The sequence below is a fragment of the Paraburkholderia sp. MM5482-R2 genome, from assembly GCF_050436125.1.
Lineage (GTDB): Bacteria > Pseudomonadota > Gammaproteobacteria > Burkholderiales > Burkholderiaceae > Paraburkholderia > Paraburkholderia tuberum.
This window is the reverse complement of record NZ_JBNDLP010000002.1, coordinates 1054816-1073272: the sequence shown is the minus strand read 5'-3', so window position 1 is coordinate 1073272 and position 18457 is coordinate 1054816. Positions and strand designations below refer to the sequence as shown.

General features: G+C 65.0%; 18 protein-coding genes, 1 other RNA gene and 1 riboswitch. Of the genes, 10 read left to right on the top strand and 9 right to left on the bottom strand.

Annotated features, from left to right (window positions below):
- Window positions 1-23 precede the first annotated feature (23 nt).
- On the bottom strand, window positions 24-1088 hold the full coding sequence (locus OKW37_RS07990) for a FecCD family ABC transporter permease (protein ID WP_187611863.1): 1065 nt from the start codon (window positions 1086-1088) through the stop codon (window positions 24-26).
- A 39-nt stretch (window positions 1089-1127) separates the two neighbouring features.
- Window positions 1128-3074, bottom strand: a complete 1947-nt coding sequence (locus tag OKW37_RS07985; protein ID WP_429407138.1) for a TonB-dependent receptor domain-containing protein — start codon at window positions 3072-3074, stop codon at window positions 1128-1130.
- A gap of 91 nt (window positions 3075-3165) precedes the next feature.
- A riboswitch (cobalamin riboswitch) is annotated at window positions 3166-3430 on the bottom strand.
- A gap of 220 nt (window positions 3431-3650) precedes the next feature.
- Between OKW37_RS07985 and OKW37_RS07980 the strand changes: the two genes are divergently transcribed.
- The 5 genes from OKW37_RS07980 to OKW37_RS07960 all read left to right on the top strand — a co-directional run bounded on the left by OKW37_RS07980 (window position 3651) and on the right by OKW37_RS07960 (window position 6140).
- Window positions 3651-4010, top strand: coding sequence for an ATPase (locus tag OKW37_RS07980; protein WP_090803421.1), 360 nt, complete (start codon window positions 3651-3653; stop codon window positions 4008-4010).
- Entirely contained in the window at window positions 4007-4321 is a 315-nt protein-coding gene (locus OKW37_RS07975; protein WP_018419691.1) for a cell division protein ZapA, read from the top strand. Before OKW37_RS07980 ends, OKW37_RS07975 begins: the two co-directional genes overlap by 4 nt.
- Before the next feature lie 66 nt (window positions 4322-4387).
- Window positions 4388-4569: non-coding RNA, 6S RNA (ssrS, locus tag OKW37_RS07970), on the top strand.
- Window positions 4570-4710: 141 nt separating this feature from the next.
- Window positions 4711-5169: an EVE domain-containing protein gene (locus OKW37_RS07965; protein WP_429407140.1), complete on the top strand. Its 459-nt coding sequence runs from the start codon at window positions 4711-4713 to the stop codon at window positions 5167-5169.
- A 245-nt stretch (window positions 5170-5414) separates the two neighbouring features.
- On the top strand, window positions 5415-6140 hold the full coding sequence (locus tag OKW37_RS07960) for an SIMPL domain-containing protein (RefSeq protein WP_429407142.1): 726 nt from the start codon (window positions 5415-5417) through the stop codon (window positions 6138-6140).
- 94 nt (window positions 6141-6234) lie between these two features.
- On the opposite strand, the gene lgt is transcribed toward OKW37_RS07960, so the two are convergent.
- Entirely contained in the window at window positions 6235-7140 is a 906-nt protein-coding gene (gene lgt / locus OKW37_RS07955; RefSeq protein ID WP_187611785.1) for a prolipoprotein diacylglyceryl transferase, read from the bottom strand.
- A gap of 60 nt (window positions 7141-7200) precedes the next feature.
- The gene (locus tag OKW37_RS07950) at window positions 7201-8187 is read right to left on the bottom strand and encodes a LysR family transcriptional regulator (RefSeq protein WP_090803415.1); all 987 of its coding nucleotides are present in this window, start codon (window positions 8185-8187) and stop codon (window positions 7201-7203) included.
- A 158-nt stretch (window positions 8188-8345) separates the two neighbouring features.
- Between OKW37_RS07950 and ilvD the strand changes: the two genes are divergently transcribed.
- Window positions 8346-10019, top strand: a complete 1674-nt coding sequence (gene ilvD, locus OKW37_RS07945) for a dihydroxy-acid dehydratase (RefSeq protein ID WP_429407144.1) — start codon at window positions 8346-8348, stop codon at window positions 10017-10019.
- A 147-nt stretch (window positions 10020-10166) separates the two neighbouring features.
- Entirely contained in the window at window positions 10167-10505 is a 339-nt protein-coding gene (locus OKW37_RS07940; protein WP_429407146.1) for a c-type cytochrome, read from the top strand.
- Window positions 10506-10529: 24 nt separating this feature from the next.
- On the opposite strand, the gene OKW37_RS07935 is transcribed toward OKW37_RS07940, so the two are convergent.
- From OKW37_RS07935 to OKW37_RS07925, 3 genes are all read right to left on the bottom strand, one after another.
- The gene (locus OKW37_RS07935; protein WP_429407148.1) at window positions 10530-11348 is read right to left on the bottom strand and encodes a DUF2486 family protein; all 819 of its coding nucleotides are present in this window, start codon (window positions 11346-11348) and stop codon (window positions 10530-10532) included.
- An 84-nt stretch (window positions 11349-11432) separates the two neighbouring features.
- The gene (locus tag OKW37_RS07930) at window positions 11433-11849 is read right to left on the bottom strand and encodes a DNA polymerase III subunit chi (RefSeq protein WP_184059659.1); all 417 of its coding nucleotides are present in this window, start codon (window positions 11847-11849) and stop codon (window positions 11433-11435) included.
- 52 nt (window positions 11850-11901) lie between these two features.
- Window positions 11902-13413 (bottom strand): leucyl aminopeptidase, encoded by a 1512-nt coding sequence (locus tag OKW37_RS07925; RefSeq protein ID WP_184059660.1) that lies wholly within the window; start codon window positions 13411-13413, stop codon window positions 11902-11904.
- A gap of 138 nt (window positions 13414-13551) precedes the next feature.
- On the opposite strand from OKW37_RS07925, the gene lptF reads away from it, so the two are divergent.
- From lptF to OKW37_RS07910, 3 genes are read left to right on the top strand one after another with little or no spacing between them, the layout of a single operon-like run.
- On the top strand, window positions 13552-14649 hold the full coding sequence (gene lptF, locus OKW37_RS07920; RefSeq protein ID WP_184059661.1) for an LPS export ABC transporter permease LptF: 1098 nt from the start codon (window positions 13552-13554) through the stop codon (window positions 14647-14649).
- Between the two features lie 3 nt (window positions 14650-14652).
- The gene (lptG, locus tag OKW37_RS07915) at window positions 14653-15801 is read left to right on the top strand and encodes an LPS export ABC transporter permease LptG (protein ID WP_018419679.1); all 1149 of its coding nucleotides are present in this window, start codon (window positions 14653-14655) and stop codon (window positions 15799-15801) included.
- A 38-nt stretch (window positions 15802-15839) separates the two neighbouring features.
- Complete coding sequence (locus tag OKW37_RS07910) at window positions 15840-16220, top strand: sirohydrochlorin chelatase (RefSeq protein ID WP_018419678.1); 381 nt, start codon at window positions 15840-15842, stop codon at window positions 16218-16220.
- Window positions 16221-16277: 57 nt separating this feature from the next.
- On the opposite strand, the gene cobA is transcribed toward OKW37_RS07910, so the two are convergent.
- Window positions 16278-17033 carry a uroporphyrinogen-III C-methyltransferase gene (gene cobA / locus OKW37_RS07905; RefSeq protein WP_090803404.1) on the bottom strand — a complete coding sequence of 252 codons (756 nt, stop codon included), beginning with the start codon at window positions 17031-17033 and terminating at the stop codon, window positions 16278-16280.
- 86 nt (window positions 17034-17119) lie between these two features.
- On the bottom strand, window positions 17120-18436 hold the full coding sequence (locus tag OKW37_RS07900; protein ID WP_429407152.1) for a sulfate adenylyltransferase subunit 1: 1317 nt from the start codon (window positions 18434-18436) through the stop codon (window positions 17120-17122).
- Window positions 18437-18457: the final 21 nt, after the last annotated feature.

Genomic DNA, 18457 nt, shown 5'->3' with positions numbered 1-18457 from the left:
GGTGGGGCTGGGTTTGGCTCGTATCATCGGCGGCGTTTGAGCAGCATCCACAGGAACACCGGTACGCCGACCAGCGACGTGATCACGCCGACCGGCAATTGCGCGGGCGCGATCACGGTCCGCGCGATCAGATCCGCGCCCATCACCGCGACACCGCCGCCGAGCGCGGCCGCCGGCAGCAGCATGCGCTGATCGTTGCCGAACGCGAGCCGCAGCATGTGCGGCACGACGAGACCGACGAAGCCGATCGTGCCCGCGGTCGTCACCGCCGCGGCCGCCGCCAGCGACGCGACCAGGTACACACGCAAACGCAGCGGCATCACGGCGACGCCCAACGCCTGGGCGGCCGCGTCGCCGCGCAGCAACACGTTCAGACGCGGCGCGGCCGGCACGATCGCAAGCAACACGAGCGCGAGCGCCATCAGCGCGGTCCACGGCAGCGCGCCGCCGTTGAGGTCGCCGGTGAGCCAGAACAGCATGCCGCGCAGACGGCTGTCGGGCGCGAGATTGAGCAGCAGCGTGATCAGCGCGCCCCACCCGGCCGCGATCACCGCGCCGGTCAATAGCAAACGGGGCGACGTGTCCTGCGGCTCGCCGCGCCATAGCTCGCGACGCGCGAGGCCGAGCACCAGCAGGATCGACACGAACGCACCCGCGAACGCGCTCGCATCGACGAGCCACCATGCGCCGCCCGCGATCATCGCAACGAGCGCGAACGTCGCCGCGCCGCCCGACACGCCGAGCACGTATGGCTCGGCCAGCGGATTGCGCAGCAGCACCTGCAGCAGCGCGCCGGCGAGCGCGAGCAACGCGCCGCACGCGAAGCCCGCGAGCGCGCGCGGCAAACGCAACGTACGCACGATTTCGCCGGCGAGATCGTCGCTGCCCGTGCCGCCGAACGTGTGCGTCGGCACGAGCGCCGCAAGCACGCGCGACGGCGCGAGCGGCACACTGCCGAGCACCAGCGAGGCGCCGAGCACCGCGATGGCGGCGAGCGCGAGCCCGAGCCAGATCGCGGCCGCGCGTTTCGCGTTCATCGGGCGCGGCGTCGCCATCGCGGCGCACAGCGAAGCGGACGCGCGGCTCATCCGCGTGCGCTCACGCATGCGGCCACCCCGGCGCGCGCGTCACTGCTGCTGCCAGCCGAGCGTGAGATACGCACCGCGTCGCGGCGAGTTATACGAGTAGGCCGTTTCATAATCCTTGTTGAACAGATTGTCGATTTGCGCGCTGACGTACCACGCTTTGGTGACGTTGTAGCGCGCCGACAGATTCACGATGCCATAACCGCCGAGGTTGCCGGTGCTATCGGTACGCGGACCGCTGACGATCCACTCGCCGCCAACCCGCCATCCACCGATGCTGCGATTCACCGCGAACGACCCGAACCGACGCGCGCGCCGCACGAGGTCGGTACCGTTGTCGAGATCGACCGGGTTCTGCAGCGTCACCGATGCGCGCACGTCGGTCTTGCCGACATGACCGCTCCACGATCCCTCGAGTCCCTGCACCTTCGCATGGCCGACGTTCTCCGCGAGGTAGATGCCGGGGATCGTCTGCACGTAGTCGATCAGATTCGTATAGCGCGTCTGGAATGCGTTCAGACGCATCACGCCGAGCGCATCGGTCGCGTACTGCAAACCGGCTTCGACCGAATGACTGCGCTCGGGCTGGATCGACGGGTTGCCGCTGATCGGATAGTACAGATCGTCGAAGCTCGGCGCGCGGAACGAATCCGAATAGCTTGCGGTTACCTTCCAGCGCGACGTGATGTCGAATCCGTAGCCGAGATAGTAACTGTTCGCTCCACCGAAATCGGAGTACTGGTCGCGTCGCACGTTGGCCTGAATCTGGTTGCGGCCGAAGCGCGCGCTGTAGCCCGCGAAGACCGAATCGACGTGACGGTCGGGCGCGGCGAACGTGTCGGAGTCGAGCGTCTGGTCGAGATGCTCGTAGCCGAGTTGCAGCTTCTGGTTCGCGGCGAGCGCGAAATCGTTCTGCCACGTGTACTGGCGATTGTCGGTATCGAAGCGGCCGTTGTAGATGCCATTGGTGTTCGACACGCTGCGGTCGTCGCCCTCGGCGAGCGTGACGTGGGTGGTCCACCAGTCGGTCAGCTTGCCGTTCGCGAATACCGACACCTGACGCACCTTGCTATAGAGATTGTTCAGATCGGTGGGCTCGCCGTACGCATTGTCGTAGCTGTTGTCGTTGTTCGACTGGAAATAGCTGACGCCCGCGTCCCAGCTGTCGGTGAACTTGTGACGCAGCGACGCGCTGATGCTCTCGTTCAGATTGCCGTTTGCGTTCGGATTCGCGTTCGGCGCCTCGAGCGGATTGAGCGACGAAAAGCCGTCGTCCTTCGTGCGCGCGAGCGAGATGTTGATGGTCGTGCGGCCGTCCTGATCGAGCGCGCCGTTCACGCCGGCCGTTTGCGTCTGCGTGTGATAGCTGCCGTAGCCGACCGAAAAATTGAAACGCGGCGGATGATCGCCGCCGTCTTTCGTGAACACCTGCACGACGCCCCCGATCGCGCCCGAGCCATACAACGCCGACACGTTGCCGTTCACCACTTCGACGTGATCGACCTGATCGAGCGGAATCTGCGCGAGTTGAGCTGAGCCGAGACTCACCGAATCGACGCGCACGCCGTCGATCAGCAGCAGCGATTGCGTCGACGATGCGCCGCGCAGAAAGAGGCTCGCGGTCGAACCGGGGCCACCCGTGCGCGAGATTTGCGCGCCTGGCGCGAGTTGCAGCAGGCCGGGCAGATCGGTCGCGGTCGTGTCGGCGATGTCCTGCTGATCGAACTGCGTAGTCTGCGGGATCGCATCGCGCAACGCTTGCGGTCCGCGTTGCGCGGTCACGACGATCGGCGACAGCACGCTGCCCGGCGCATCGGTGGAGGCGGCATTGGCAGCGATTGCAGCGTTTGCGGCGGTAGCATCCGTGGCGGACGATGAAGACGAATACGGCGTCGCAGACGCGGACGCGGGCTCGGCGCTTTGCGCATGCACGACGAGCGGCAGGCTCGCGAACCCGAGCAGCGTTGCGCGGGCGATGGGGGACAGCATGGGATGACATTCCTGTGGATAGCGTGCGCGGCCTGCTTCCCCGCAGGCCGACGCGTCACGAGGCGCCCCCTTGTTTAGCGTTTTCGCGGGGGGACGTCCCTCTTTTCTGGCCGGTATCCGGGCTACGACACATCGATCCCGCCTTCCCACGCGTGACGCGCAGTGGCACACTCGCACGTTGAACTTCCAACCTTGCGATCAGGACCGACCTGCATGAGCACATCACATGCGGTCGCTTACCGTTGCGGGGGCAGCGCAGGTTCGCGCATCCGGTTTTGGCACCGCGCGCGTCCTGCTTCCCGTTTAACTGCGCGCGCCGAGAAGCGCGCGCGGGCACCAGAGTGCGGGAAGTTTACGAGCGGCCTCGCGGGGCGTCAAGAAAGGTCAACCGGAGCGCAATCGGTTCTGTTGAATGCAGGTTATTGTCCGATGGATTACCGGTTTTTTACCTTATGGTCGACGACCCGACACGCAACGAACCTGCACGTAGCGATGCTGTTACGTCTCGAAACGAGACAATTGTCGGAACCTGTAATATTCCGCGCTAAAATGCGATGTCTTTAGAGGACGCAGCACATGCTCACCGAACTCGAATCACTCTCCCAGAACATCGGCAAGCTGATTGCGATCAGCCAGCGCCACAACGAAGCGCGGCTCGCGCTCGAAGAGCAGCTCGCGCAAACGCGTGCCGAAGTGCAAGCCACGCATGCGGAACTCGCGCAATTGCGCGAAGAGCGCGACGCACTGCAGGCGGAACGCGACGCGCTGTCCGCCAAGATCGACGACGCTCAGGTGCGCCTGAATGCGATTCTCGAAAAATTGCCGCGCGCACGCGCGAGCAGCGAACCGGATAACCAGCTCGATCTGCTCGAGTCCGCCCAGCCCGGACACGAGGAAGCGGAAAGCGACGTGAGCCGACACGGAGAAAGCGCATGACCACCAAGCAGATCGAAGTATCGATTCTCGAAGTACCCTATCGTCTCGCCTGCTCGCCGGAAACGGAAGGCGCGCTGCTCGAGGCGGTCGCGCGCGTCGACGCCGAGATGAAGAAAATCCGCAGCGGCAGCAACGTGCGCGGCACCGATCGCATCGCGGTGATGGCTGCGCTGTCGCTGGCATCGGAACTGCTTAAGCTGCAAAGCAGCGTGCGACACGGAGAAGCATTTCCCGCTGAAGAAATCCGGCGTACAATGCAGCAAATGAACGAACAGCTAGGTACTGTGATCGAGCAGTACAGCTTGCAGTAAGCAGTAGTGGGCCGGTTTCGAATCGGTCACGTGTTGAACGGTTTGGGTTGTAGCTTCATCGGTTTAGCTTCCCTGCCTGGTTCGCCAAGGTCATACATTCCTTGAACCAATGCCATGTGCACGGTTGCGGAAATTTGTAGCACGGGTGTGCGCGTCACTCAGTCTGATGTACCCGAAGTGTTGCTAACTGCGACCAATTCTGAACCCTCGGTTCAGGATGCCGGCCTAGCGGCTAAGGCGGGGACCTTATCTGGAACGGCATCGGACTTCGGTTCGATGCCGTTTTTCTTTGGCCGTCGTTTTTTCGTTTGAGCGCCTTTTTCAGGGGCTTTTCCGTACGCGCCTGCTGTTGTTGCGCTTCGTTCAATCTCACACGCTCACTCCGATTCATGCGCTACTGGCTGATGAAGTCCGAACCGGACGAAGCAAGCATCGACGACCTCGCCAACGCACCTCATCGCACCTTGCCGTGGACCGGCGTACGCAACTATCAGGCGCGCAACTTCATGCGCGACGTGATGCAGGTCGGCGACGGCGTGCTCTTCTATCATTCGAGCTGTCCGGAGCCCGGCATCGCGGGCATCGCGGAGGTCTCGTCGACCGCGTATCCGGACCCTACGCAGTTCGATAAAAAGAGCTCGTACTACGACGCGAAATCGTCGCCGGAAACGCCGCGCTGGATGCTCGTCGACGTCGTGTTCAAGAAGAAAATCGCGCTGATTCCGCTTGCCGCGCTGCGCGAGCATGCCGAATTGCAGGACATGCGCGTGCTCGCCAAAGGCAACCGCCTGTCGATCACGCCGGTGACCGAAGCCGAATGGCGCTTCATCACTAAACAGCTGGTTTAAGGGCGAACGCGCGACGCGGCACCTGTCGTGATCGCATCCAGGTCATCGTTTCCGATGCGGCGGCGAAGCACTAATTGGGGAACCAAGCGTCGGTAAAACGCGCCTAATCGGTCGACGAAAGCGTGAACTCGAACCGGCCGCTCGACGGCAAGCCGATGCATTCGCCAGCGCATCCGTCAAACCGCGCGCCACCACCCGGCGCTCGCGTCGAACGTGCACAACCTGTTCAAACAAGGATTCCAGTCATGACGACAAAAACCGCGCGGTCCCTCGCACTTGCGCTCGCCTTGGGCACGCCTGTGGCACTCGCACTGAACCCTGCGCCCGCTCGAGCGCAGACCATGATGCCGCAGCCTTCGGGCGTGCTGTCGCTGAATGCGCAGGCGAGCGCGGAAGTCCCGCAGGACGAAGTCGAAATCACGCTGTTTTACGAGCAGGAAGCAAGCGAGCCGTCGTCGCTGACGTCGACGCTGAACGAACGCGCCGACGCGGCATTGCAGAAAGCGCGCGGCGTCAGCGGCGTGACCGCGCGCTCGGGCGCGTTCTCGATCTTCCCGTCGACGGACCGCGACGGACGCATCACGACGTGGCGCGGCCGCACGGAAGTCGTGCTCGAATCGCGCGACTTCGCCGCGGCATCGAAGCTCGCCGGACAGATGGCATCGATCATGCAGGTTGGCAACGTGCGTTTCTCGCTGTCGCCGCAAGCGCAGCGCGCGGCCGAACAGCGGCTCAGCGGCGAGGCGATCAAATCGTTTCGCGAGCAGGCCGCGGCGTCCTCGCAGGCGTTCGGCTTTAGCGGCTATTCGATCCGCGAGGTCAACGTGAATCACAGCGGCGTGATGCCGCGTCCGATGATGATGATGAGCGCACGCGCGATGGGCGCCGACGCGAAGAGCGCGCCGCTGTCGCTCGAAGGCGGCACGTCGACGGTGACGGTCAACGTGTCGGGGTCGGTGCAGATGAAGTGATGCGCAAGCGCAAGCCCAAACAGAAAACGCCACGGCATCCATCGATGCCGTGGCGTTTTTTCATGCAACACTCGCAACGCTAGCCGAGCGCCGCTCAGTTCGCGCCAACCGCCTGCGCCGGCTCGCGACGCCCACGGCGATACGCCCACACCATCAGGCCGATGCCCGCGAGAATCATGGGCAGCGACAGCCATTGACCCATCGACAGCCCCATCGCGAGCAGGCCGAGGAAATCGTCCGGCTCGCGCGCGAATTCGACCGTGAAGCGCGCCAGGCCGTAGCCGATCAGGAACATCGCGGAAATCGCGCCGAGCGGCTTCGGTTTGCGCGAGAAAAAGATCAGCACGAAGAACAGCGCCACGCCTTCGAGCGCGATCTCGTACAGCTCCGACGGATGTCGCGGCAGCATGTGATATTGCGCGAACACTTCGTTCAGATGCCATTGCGCGGCCAGTTGCGGATGCGCGGCGAGCCATGTGGCGTCGTCAGGCGCGGCGCCGGGAAACAGCATCGCCCATGGCGCCGACGGATCGGTCACGCGGCCCCACAGCTCGCCGTTGATGAAGTTGCCGAGGCGCCCCGCCGCGAGGCCCGTGGGAACCATCGGCGCGACGAAGTCGGTGACTTGCAGCCACGAGCGCTTGCGCTGATAAGCGAACAGCATCATCGCGATCGTCACGCCGAGAAAGCCGCCGTGAAACGACATGCCGCCTTCCCACACCTTGAAGATGTCGAGCGGATGCGCGAAATAAAAGCTCGCCTTGTAGAACAGCACATAGCCGAGCCGGCCGCCGAGGATCGTACCTAGCACGCCGTAGAACAGCATGTCGTCGATATCCTTCGCGGTCCAGCCTTGCGCGGCGACGTACGGCAGCCGCAGCCGCAGCCGGGCGACGACGATCGCCGCGACGAACGCGACGAGGTACATCAAGCCATACCAGCGCACGGCGAGCGGCCCCAGATGGATGGCGACAGGGTCGAAATTGGGGTGAATGAGCATCGTGTAGTTATGGGCAGTTCAGGTTCGAAAGCAGTTTTTACAGGGAATCAGAAGCGGGATCTAGACACGCGACGCGACGCTCGCCGCATGCGCGCGCACGATGTCGATGAAGCCCGCCAGCACCGGGCTGACCTCGTCGCTGCGCCAGACGAGGCCCGTCTCGATCGCGGGCACCGACTCGGACAGCGGCCGGTACACGACGCCCGTGCGCCGCAGGTTACGCAACGATTGCGGCACCAGCGCGACGCCCATGCCGGCCGACACGAGACTCACGATGGTCTGCATCTGGATCGCCTCCTGGCCGATCCGTGGCGCGAGGCCCGCAACGCCGTAGCAATCCATAATGATGTCATAAAAGCCTGGCGCGAGACGTCTTGGGAAGATCACGAGCGGCGCGTCGGCGACATCGCGCAGGCTGACGGGCATGTCGAGCCATTCGGCGGCGGGGTCTTCGGCGGCGCTGCCCTTGCCGTTTGCGTTCACGCTGCCCCGCAAGCCTTGCGCCATCTCCGTCGACATCGCGATCACGAGCGGCTCGCGCGCGATCGGCAGCCACGACAGCTGCGCCGCATGCCGCGACGGCAGCGGCGCGATCACCAGACCCGCGTCGATACGCCCGGCCACCAGTTCCTCGACCTGCACGTCGCTGGTCGCCTCGGTCAGTTCGAGCCGCACGCGCGGATGCCGCGCGCCGAAATCGCGCAACAGCAGCGGCAGCAGGCCGTAATCCGCAGTCGACACGAACGCCAGCGACAGCACGCCCGCCTCGCCGCGCGCGAGGCTCTGCGCGAGCGGCCTGAGCCCTTCCGCGGCCGCGAGCAGCCGCTGCACCTCCGGCAACAGATCGGCGCCGACCGCCGTCAACTCGACCGAGCGCTTGGTGCGCGCGAACAGCTCGACGCCGAGCGTCTCCTCGAGCGCGCGGATCGCCTGCGACAGCGGCGGCTGCGTCATCGACAGACGCGCAGCCGCGCGCCCGAAGTGCTTTTCCTCGGCGACGGTGACGAAATAGCGCAACTGACGCAGGTCGGGGATCGTCGGCAGCATGATTAATATATTTTACGACCTGAACAACCGCGAATAATACACACGACGCGTGTCACGCAAAACCGCCGGTTTGCACGGTCTGGCGGAACTACACTGAACGGATGCGCGCGCGCACGCCGCCGCGCGCTTTCATCAGAACAGCCAGACTGGAGCTCCCCATGGCCTACAACCGTCGTTCGAAGAACATCACGCAAGGCATCGCGCGTTCACCGAATCGCTCGATGTACTACGCGCTCGGCTACCAGAAGGAGGATTTCGACAAACCGATGATCGGCGTCGCCAACGGCCACTCGACGATTACGCCGTGCAACGCCGGCCTGCAGCGTCTCGCCGACGCGGCCGTCACCGCGATCAGGCGCGCCGACGCGAACCCGCAGACCTTCGGCACGCCGACGATCTCGGACGGCATGTCGATGGGCACCGAGGGCATGAAGTACTCGCTCGTGTCGCGCGAGGTGATCGCCGATTGCATCGAGACCTGCGTGCAAGGGCAATGGATGGACGGCGTGGTCGTGATCGGCGGCTGCGACAAGAACATGCCGGGCGGCATGATCGGCCTCGCGCGCATGAACGTGCCGGGCATCTACGTGTACGGCGGCACGATCCGGCCGGGCAACTGGAAAGGCACCGATCTGACGATCGTGTCGTCGTTCGAGGCGGTCGGCGAATTCACGGCGGGCCGCATGTCGCAGGAGGATTTCGAGGGCATCGAGAAAAATGCGTGTCCGTCGACCGGTTCGTGCGGCGGCATGTACACGGCCAATACGATGAGCTCGTCGTTCGAGGCGCTCGGCATGTCGCTCATGTATTCGTCGACGATGGCGAATCCCGACCAGGAGAAGGTCGACTCGGCCGCCGAATCGGCGCGTGTGCTCGTCGAAGCCGTCAAGAAGGATCTGAAGCCGCGCGACATCATCACGAAGCAGTCGATCGAAAACGCGGTTGCCTTGATCATGGCGACCGGCGGCTCGACCAACGCGGTGCTGCACTACCTGGCGATCGCGCACGCGGCCGAGATCGAATGGACGATCGAGGACTTCGAGCGCATGCGCAAAAAAGTGCCGGTGATCTGCAACCTGAAGCCGTCGGGGCAGTACGTCGCCACCGATCTGCACAAGGCGGGCGGCATTCCGCAGGTGCTGAAGATCCTGCTCAACGCCGGGCTTCTGCACGGCGATTGCATGACGATCACCGGCAAAACGATCGCCGAGGAGTTGAAGGACGTACCAGCCAAGCCGCGCAGCGATCAGCAGGTGATCTTCCCGATCGACAAGGCGCTCTACGCCGAAGGCCATCTCGCGATCCTGAAGGGCAATCTGGCCGAAGACGGCGCGGTCGCCAAGATCACCGGGCTCAAGAACCCGGTCATCACGGGCCCGGCGCGCGTGTTCGACGACGAGCAGAGCGCGCTCGAAGCGATCCTCGCCGACAAGATCGTCGCCGGCGACGTCGTCGTGCTGCGCTATCTTGGCCCGAAGGGCGGCCCCGGCATGCCGGAAATGCTCGCGCCGACCTCGGCGATCATCGGCAAGGGGCTCGGCGAATCGGTCGGGCTCATCACCGACGGCCGCTTCTCGGGCGGCACCTGGGGCATGGTGGTTGGGCACGTCGCGCCGGAGGCGTTCGTCGGCGGCACGATCGCGCTCGTGCACGAAGGCGATTCGATCACGATCGACGCGCACCAGCTGCTGCTGCAACTGAACATCGACGATGCCGAGCTGCAGCGCCGCCGCGCCGCATGGCAGGCGCCGAAGCCGCGCTACACATGCGGCGTGATGGCCAAGTATTTCGCGCTCGCGCAGCCGGCGAATCGAGGGGCGGTGACGGGGTAATGACCGCGGCCGGCGCGGCCCGCCCCGACGGGGATAACCCGCCGCCACGTTACGCAAAAACGCAAGGGGCGCACGAAAATCCGTGCGCCCTTTTGCTCTTATAATGCGTGCACCACGAGCCGGGCATCTGCACTGGCGGAGACCATAATGAAATCGATGTCGTACGCAGCCGTGGCAGCCACTGTTGCGCTCGCCGCCGCATTGAGCGCCGCCAGTCCCGCAGCCCGAGCCGAAACAGCCGGGCTCGCGCTCGCCCAGCAGAAGAACTGCATGAGCTGCCACTCGGTCACCCGCCCGTTCATGGGGCCGGCGCTGCACGACGTTGCAGCCCGCTATGCGGGACGCAACGACGCCGCGGCCTATCTGAAGCGCAAGATCCTCGATGGCGGCACCGGCGTATGGGGCACCGTGCCGATGCCCGCGAACACGCAACTGACGCCCGATCAGGCGGCCACGCTGGCGGCTTGGGTGCTGACGCTCAAATAACGGCGCTCTCAGGTCACCGCGGCGTCAACGCGAGCGCCGCGCGATTTCTTCTTCCACCGCTTCACGTATCCAGTCGGCCATCTCGGCTTCGAGCGTCTGCGCGACCTCGCGCGTGATCTGACTCACGAGCAGACTCGTGTGCTGCTGCACTGCATCACGGCAGCGCGCCTCGATGATGCCGCGCCCCTCGCCCGTCAGAAAACCCTGGAAGCGTCCGTGCAAACGTGCGGCGAGCGCGTCGGCATCGAGTGTGGGCTGAGCGGGAGCGGCTTCGTGCGCGCCTTCATGGTCGATATCCGGCGGCACGGTCGCGCCGGCTTCGAGCGGTATAAAGGGCTCGGTACGATCGAACACGCCGGGCGACACCTCCACGTCCTCACGCAAGTCGTCATGCCCATGTCGCACATGAATGCCGTGATGCGGCCGTGCGTGTTTTCTCGGGTGCGTGTGATCAGCCACGTGCGGCTGATGAAGCTCGGTCTGCGCGAGAGGCTCATGCTCCGCCGCATGCGGGGCTTCTCGCGTCGGCATCGGCTCCGGCACGAGCACGGGCTCCGGCGAACTCAGTTGCTCGGGCGTGGGCACCGGTTGGGGCGCGAGTACCGGCTCGGGCGCCAGCGTGGGGTCGGCTCGATGCGCGGGCGCTGGCACGAACGCGGGCTCCGTGCGAGAAGCGGGCTCGGGCACCGCCACCGGTTGCGCAACGGCTGGGCTTGCGGGCTCGGCGCCCGGCTGGGATGCAGGCGCGGCGGCATCGGTCGACGCCTCGCGCGTCTCGCGCGCGCGGCCCGGCACGAGGACCTCGTTCAGGACCGGAATCGAATTGTCGTGGGGATCGGACACGTGCGCTCTCCGTGTTTGAGTCCAAGCCAGGGCAGGCGGTCCGCATGCCGCGTTCCTCGCGGCCATGACGCGCAGCGCAACGAACTAGCCGCCCTGCTTGTAGTTGTTCAAAGCATAGCCGCGATCGCGATAGAAGCGATAGCGCTCGCGGCCCGCAGCGAGTTCCTCGTGTGCGTTACCGACCACTTCGAGCAATCTATCGAAGCGCGCGAACTGCGCCGGCACCGTTGCGCCCAGATTGAGCAGCACCTGATGATGCGGCACGTCGTCGAGATTCGTGGCCAGCACGACGGGCGTGTCGGCGGCAAGCGGCGTGCCCGCCATGCAGTGCGGCACGAAGTCGAGCGGCGAGAAGGTCCACAGCATTTCGTCGAAGGCGCGCAGGCGCGCGGGCTCGGCCAGCACGACGAGCGGCTGGCCCGCCAGATACGCCTTGCGCACGAGGCGACACGCGTACAGCAGCGAATCGCCGACGTTCGAGTGAAAGTCGATTCTCGTCATCGGCCGCTCCGCCCCGCTTGCCGCGCGCCGTGCGCGCGCTTACCGCACTGCGTCATTGGCCGGCGCGGTCGATCAGGAACTGCGCGAGCAGCGGCACCGGACGGCCCGTCGCGCCCTTCGCGGTGCCGCTCTTCCACGCGGTGCCGGCGATGTCGAGATGCGCCCACGGGTACGAATCCGTGAAACGCGACAGGAAGCACGCGGCCGTCACGCTGCCCGCCGGACGCCCGCCGATGTTCGCGACGTCCGCGAAGTTCGACTTCAGCTGGTCCTGGTACTCGTCGTCGAGCGGCAGGCGCCATGCCGGGTCGGCCGCTTCGCGCGACGCGTCGAGCAGTTCTCCCGCGAGCGCGTCGTCCTTCGAGAACAGGCCGCTGTTGTGATGGCCGAGCGCGATGATGCAGGCGCCCGTCAGCGTCGCGATGTCGATGACCGCGGCCGGCTTGAAGCGCTCCGCGTAGGTGAGCGCGTCGCACAGAATCAGGCGGCCCTCGGCGTCGGTGTTCAGCACCTCGATCGTGAGGCCCTTCATGCTGGTGACGATGTCGCCCGGCTTGGTGGCCGTGCCCGACGGCATGTTCTCGACGGCCGGAATGATGCCGACCACGTTGATCTTCAGGCCCATCTCGGCGACCGCGCGCAGCGTGCCGAGCACCGAGCCCGCGCCGCACATGTCGTATTTCATCTCGTCCATGCCCTCGCCCGGCTTCAGCGAGATGCCGCCCGTGTCGAACGTGACGCCCTTGCCGACCAGCACGACCGGCGCGGCCTTCGCGGCGGCGCCCTGGTACTGCAGCACGATGAACTGCGCCGGCTCGACCGCGCCCGCGGTGACCGACAGGAACGAGCCCATCTTCAGCGCTTCACACTGTTTCTCGCCGAGCACCTCGACCTTCAGCTTCCAGTCTTTCGCGAGCTTCTTCGCGGTGTTCGCCAGATAGGTCGGCGTGCAGACGTTGCTCGGCAGATTGCCGAGCTCGCGCGTCAGGTCCATGCCGTTGGCGAGCGCGGCGCCCTGCCTGGCGGCGAGCTTGGCGGCCTTCTCGTCACCGGTGTTGACGCTGAACACGATGCGCTTCAACGCGCGCGGCGTATTGTCCGGCTTGCTCTTCAGTTGCGTGAAGCGGTAGGTCAGCTCGCGCAGCGCGAGGATCGCGGCGCGCACACACCAGTCGGCCGTGCGTTCGAGCACCGGCAGTTGCGCGAGCGTGAACGTGACCTGCACGATCTTCGTGCCGAGCAGCGCGCGCCATGCGGCGCGGACCGCCTCGCCGTAGGCTTTCTGACTGAAAGCGTCCTGTTTGCCGAGCCCGACGAGCAGCACGCGCGACGCGCCGATGCCCGACACCTCGTGCAGGAACAGCGTGGTACCCGCCTTGCCGTCCATGTCGCCTGCCTTGATGACGCGCGTGAGCAGGCCCTTGGTGGCCGCGTCGATCTCCAGCGCGGCGCCCGACAGCGTTTGCGACTCGAACACACCGATCACGATGCAATCGGATTTCCCGGTCAGGAAACCGTTCGTCGAGCCTTTGGTCCAATCACAGGCTTTTATGCTAAAGTCCATCGCGCTTGTCCTCGGATAAAATCTGGGCTTAGGATGAAAGCCGCAATTATCCGCTATTTTTTCCCGCGGCGGCTGCACCGGAGGCGTGACGGGAACGAATCCCCGCGTCGCCGTGAGCGCCCCCTCTCGTCATCAACAATGATCTTTGAACGCTCCCTCCAGCGCGAGCTCGCGTACACGGCTGGCGCCGTGTTCATGGTTCTCCTCACGCTCGTGCTGACGACGATGATGATCCGCATCGTCGGCTTCGCGGCCTCGGGCGAGGTCGACCCGCGCGACGTGCTGGTCCTGATCGGCCTCACCGTGATCGGCTATCTGGCCATCATGCTCGTCGCGACGCTGTTCGTGTCGATCCTGTTCGTGCTCACGCGCTGGTACAAAGACTCCGAGATGGTCGTGTGGCTGTCCTCGGGCGTCAGTCTCACGCAATTCATCAAGCCGATCGGCATTTTCGCCACGCCGATCATCATCCTGATCATGTTCTTCGTGTTCGTCGGCTGGCCGTGGTCGAACCAGCAGAGCAAGCTGATCCGCGCGCGCTTCCAGCAGCGCGACGAAGTCTCGCTGCTCGCGCCGGGGCAGTTCCGCGAATCGCCGACCACGCATCGCGTGTTCTTCATCGAGAAGATGTCGCCCGACCAGGGGCATGTGGAAAACGTGTTCGTGACGAGCACCGAGGGCGGCAAGGTCAACGTCGTGGTGTCGAAGAACGGCCACATCGAGACGCACAAGAACGGCGACCGCTTCGTCGTGCTGGAAAACGGCCGCCGCTACGACGGCGAACCGGGCCGCCCCGATTTCCGCATCATGGAGTTCGAGCGCTACGGCGTGAAGATCCAGAGCCAGCCGGTCGTCAATACGCCGACCACCACCGGCTTGCCGACGCTCACGCTGCTGCGCAATCCCACTAAAGAGAACCTCGCCGAATTCGCGTGGCGCGCGGGTCTTCCGTTGATCGCGATCAACCTGATGCTGCTCGCCATTCCGCTCGCGCACCAGAACCCGCGGCGCAGCCGCACGATCAACCTCGTGATGGCCGTGTTGATCTACCTCACTTATTCGAATCTGCTGAACGTCGTGCAGGCGTGGATCGAGCAGGGCAAGATGTCGTTCGGCGTCGGGCTCGTGATCCTGCACGTGATCGTGCTCGGGATCGTCGCGTTCATCTTCTGGATGCGGGTGCGCAACCGGCCGCTATTTACGCGCGCCATGTTCAGCCGTTCGCAGGGAGCCTGAGCGATGCGCATTTATGAAAGGTATTTCGCGCGTCAGATCTATCTCACGTTCGTGTTTATCCTGTTTGCATTTTCAGGTCTGTTCTTCTTCTTCGACCTGATCAACGAACTGAACTCGGTCGGCCACGGCAACTACAAGTTTCAGTACGCGGTGCTGCGCGTCGCGCTGCAAACGCCGTCGCGTTTCTACGAAATCATTCCGGTCGCGGCGCTGATCAGCGCGATCTACGTGTTCGCGCAGATGGCGGCGAACTCCGAATACACGATCTTCCGCGTATCAGGCCTCGCGACGAATCAGGCGCTGCGCTCGCTGCTGAAGATCGGCATTCCGCTCGTGATCGTCACCTATCTGATCGGCGAAGTGGTCGGCCCGTATACGGATCAGCTCTCCGAGCGCGTGCGGCTCGAGGCGCTCGGCTCGTCGGTGTCGAGCAACTTCCAGTCGGGCGTGTGGGTCAAGGACACGCTGACCGAGCGCGCCGACGGCGAGCAGGTCACGCGCTTCGTCAACGTCGGCGAGCTGAAGCCCGACGCGACGATCAGCAACGTGCGCATCTACGAGTTCGATTCGAAGTTCCGCCTCTCGAACATTCGCATCGCGCAGAGCGGCCGCTATCAGCCGCCGGGCCACTGGCTGCTGACCGGCGTGACCGATACGCAACTGCTCGACGTGGCCCCCGCTCCGGGTACGCCGGCAGATGCGCTCAATCCGGTCTATCGCGCGAAGCAGGTCACGCTGCCCGAGTATTCGCTGCGCTCGGAGCTGACGCCGCAGATCCTGTCGGTGCTGCTGGTGTCGCCGGACCGGATGTCGATGTTCAATCTGTTCCGCTATATCCAGCATCTGACCGAAAACCATCAGGACACGCAGCGCTATGAAATCGCGCTGTGGCGCAAGGTGCTGTATCCGTTCGCGGTGTTCGTGATGCTGGTGCTGTCGCTGCCGTTCGCGTATCTGCATACGCGCGCGGGCGTGGTCGGCGTGAAGGTGTTCGGCGGCATCATGCTCGGCATGAGCTTCCAGCTGTTCAACACGCTGTTCTCGCATATCGGCACGCTCAATACGTGGCCCGCGCCGTTGACCGCGGCGACACCTGGGCTCGTCTACCTGGTGCTGGGGCTCGTCGGGTTGAAGTGGGTCGACCGGCACTAACGCCAGTGCGTTGAGGGGCATCGTCAGGAGCTGATGCGATGGCTATGCACGGACTGATTCTGTTTGGCCACGGCGCGCGCGATGCGCGCTGGCGCGAGCCGTTCGAGCGGCTCGCCGACAAGCTGCGCGCCGCGCGCGCGGCGACGGGCGAAGCTCCTGCGGTTACGCTCGCCTTTCTCGAACTGATGGAACCCGACCTGCCGACGGCCGTCGCGCAACTCGTCACGCAAGGCTGCGATGCGATCACCGTGGTGCCGGTGTTCTTCGGGCAAGGCGGTCATGTCCGCAAGGATTTGCCCGCGATCGTCGATCATTGCCGCGCCGCGCATCCCGGTGTCGAGATTCGCTGCGCGGTGGCAGTCGGCGAGGATGATTCGGTGCTGGATGCGCTCGCGCAGTATTGCTTGCGGCAGCTCTGATTTTTTCGTTCTGGTTGCTCAGATTCGCCGCTCTCGGGTCGGCCCTGCCGAGGATATTCAGGCCGCGACCAGCATCCCGTTCGACGAGCGCTTCGCCTCGGTCTGCCGCGCCGCGAACGCCTCGCCGATCATCAACAGACTCGGCTGCGACGCATCGACCCAGCGCTGCGCTTCGCCGGCCGCAAGATCTTCCAACGTCAGCGTCAGCATGCGTTCGCGCGGCGTGCTGCACGCCTCGACGATCGCCACGGGCGTCGTCGCGGGCTTGCCAGCATCGATCAGTTGCTGGGCGATTTCGACGCCGCTGTCGCGGCCCATGTAGAACACCAGAGAATCGGCGTTGACCTGCTCGCGGATCTCATCGGAACCTGGCGCGCGGCTGAACGTCGCGAGCGCGACGCTGCGCGACACGCCGCGCAGCGTCAGCGAACGCTTCAGCGTGGCCGCGCTCGCCAGCGCGGCGGTGATGCCCGGCACGACTTCATACTCGATGCCCGCGGCTTCGAGCGCGCGCATCTCTTCGTCGGCGCGGCCGAACAGCATCGGATCGCCGCCCTTCAAACGCACGACCACGTCGTGCTCCAAAGCCGCATCGACGATCTGCTTGTTGATGAACTGTTGGGCCGTCGATAGCTGGCCGCAGCGCTTGCCGACCGCAATGCGCTTCGCGCGCGCGGGCGCGTAGTCGAGCATCGCCGGCTCGACCAGCGCGTCGTGCAGCACGACGTCGGCGGCGCCGAGCAGCCGCGCGCCGCGCACCGTAATCAGGTCCGCGGCACCGGGTCCCGCGCCGATCAGATAAACCTTACCCATTGACATCAACCTGTTCGTTGGAGCGTACGCGGCGGCGCGTTGCGCCGCCTGTGTGGCCCATCCGTCGCCTGCTAGTCTTGCCGTGCTCAGGCGGAAAACGCGCGGATCATGCCGGCGGCGACCGTGTGGTTCGTCGCCTCGTCGATCAGCACGAACGCGCCGGTGCCCTGATGCGAGTCGTACGCGTCGCACACGAGCGGCTTCTGCAAGGTCAGCGCAACACGACCGATGTCGTTCATCGCCAGTTCCTTGCGATCGGTCGCCTGCGACAGCGTATGCACGTCGAGCACTTCCTTGATCGCGCCGATCTTCGCGAACACCGTGCTGGTGGTCTGCTTCAGCAGATACTTGCGCTGCGTCGACAGCGGCGCGTCGTCGAACCAGCAGAGGTCCGCTTCGAGCTTCTTCGCCGGCTCTGGCGCCGCTTCGCGCAGCACGAAGGTGTCGCCGCGCGACACGTCGACATCTTCCGCGAGACGGATCGTCACCGTCTGACCGGCGAACGCACGGTCCACCTGCGCGGTGCCGCCGACCACCGGCGCGATGATCTCGGCCACGGTCGCTTCGCGATTGGCCGGCAACACGACGATCGTGTCGCCGAGCTTCACTTCGCCCGATTCGACCCGGCCCATGTAGCCGCGGAAATCGTCGGCCTGGCTGCCGTCCTGGCGCGCGACCCACTGCACTGGAAAGCGCAGCGCCTCGCCGTTCGCGGTTTCGACCGGCAGCGCTTCGAGCACGTCGAGTAGCGGCTCGCCCGCGTACCACGGCATGCGCTCGCTCGCCGTGACGATGTTGTCGCCCTTCAGCGCCGACACCGGCACGAAGCGCACGTCCTGCAGACCGAAGTGACGCGCGAGCTCGACGTAAGCGTCGCGGATCTCGTTGAAGCGCGCTTCGCTGTAGTCGACGAGGTCCATCTTGTTGATCGCGACGATCACGTGCTGCAGACCGAGCAGCTTGACGATCGCGCTATGACGCTTGGTTTGCGGCAGCAGTTGCGCGACGCCGTTTTCGAACGTCACGCGCGTCGCGTCGACGAGAATGATCGCCGCATGCGCGGTCGACGCGCCCGTCACCATGTTGCGCGTGTACTGCTCATGGCCCGGCGTATCGGCGATGATGAACTTACGCTTGGCGGTGGCGAAGTAGCGGTAGGCGACGTCGATCGTGATGCCCTGCTCGCGCTCGGCTTCGAGGCCGTCGGTCAACAGCGACAGATCGATTTCATCGCCGACGGTGCGCTTGTTCTTCGCGCGCGACAGCGCCGAGAGCTGGTCGCTCAATACCGCCTTGCTGTCGTACAGCAGGCGGCCGATCAGCGTGCTCTTGCCGTCGTCGACGCTGCCCGCGGTGATGAAACGCAGCACGCCGAGGTCTTCTGGTTGATGAATACTGCTCATGGTTGCTTTGCCTTCGTCGTG

Coding starts and splice junctions, on each gene's coding strand:
- OKW37_RS07990 (WP_187611863.1), bottom strand. CDS start 1,088: ATGAGCCGCGCGTCCGCTTCGCTGTGCGCCGCGATGGCGACGCCGCGC.
- OKW37_RS07985 (WP_429407138.1), bottom strand. CDS start 3,074: ATGCTGTCCCCCATCGCCCGCGCAACGCTGCTCGGGTTCGCGAGCCTG.
- OKW37_RS07980 (WP_090803421.1), top strand. CDS start 3,651: ATGCTCACCGAACTCGAATCACTCTCCCAGAACATCGGCAAGCTGATT.
- OKW37_RS07975 (WP_018419691.1), top strand. CDS start 4,007: ATGACCACCAAGCAGATCGAAGTATCGATTCTCGAAGTACCCTATCGT.
- OKW37_RS07965 (WP_429407140.1), top strand. CDS start 4,711: ATGCGCTACTGGCTGATGAAGTCCGAACCGGACGAAGCAAGCATCGAC.
- OKW37_RS07960 (WP_429407142.1), top strand. CDS start 5,415: ATGACGACAAAAACCGCGCGGTCCCTCGCACTTGCGCTCGCCTTGGGC.
- lgt (WP_187611785.1), bottom strand. CDS start 7,140: ATGCTCATTCACCCCAATTTCGACCCTGTCGCCATCCATCTGGGGCCG.
- OKW37_RS07950 (WP_090803415.1), bottom strand. CDS start 8,187: ATGCTGCCGACGATCCCCGACCTGCGTCAGTTGCGCTATTTCGTCACC.
- ilvD (WP_429407144.1), top strand. CDS start 8,346: ATGGCCTACAACCGTCGTTCGAAGAACATCACGCAAGGCATCGCGCGT.
- OKW37_RS07940 (WP_429407146.1), top strand. CDS start 10,167: ATGAAATCGATGTCGTACGCAGCCGTGGCAGCCACTGTTGCGCTCGCC.
- OKW37_RS07930 (WP_184059659.1), bottom strand. CDS start 11,849: ATGACGAGAATCGACTTTCACTCGAACGTCGGCGATTCGCTGCTGTAC.
- OKW37_RS07925 (WP_184059660.1), bottom strand. CDS start 13,413: ATGGACTTTAGCATAAAAGCCTGTGATTGGACCAAAGGCTCGACGAAC.
- lptF (WP_184059661.1), top strand. CDS start 13,552: ATGATCTTTGAACGCTCCCTCCAGCGCGAGCTCGCGTACACGGCTGGC.
- lptG (WP_018419679.1), top strand. CDS start 14,653: ATGCGCATTTATGAAAGGTATTTCGCGCGTCAGATCTATCTCACGTTC.
- OKW37_RS07910 (WP_018419678.1), top strand. CDS start 15,840: ATGGCTATGCACGGACTGATTCTGTTTGGCCACGGCGCGCGCGATGCG.
- cobA (WP_090803404.1), bottom strand. CDS start 17,033: ATGGGTAAGGTTTATCTGATCGGCGCGGGACCCGGTGCCGCGGACCTG.
- OKW37_RS07900 (WP_429407152.1), bottom strand. CDS start 18,436: ATGAGCAGTATTCATCAACCAGAAGACCTCGGCGTGCTGCGTTTCATC.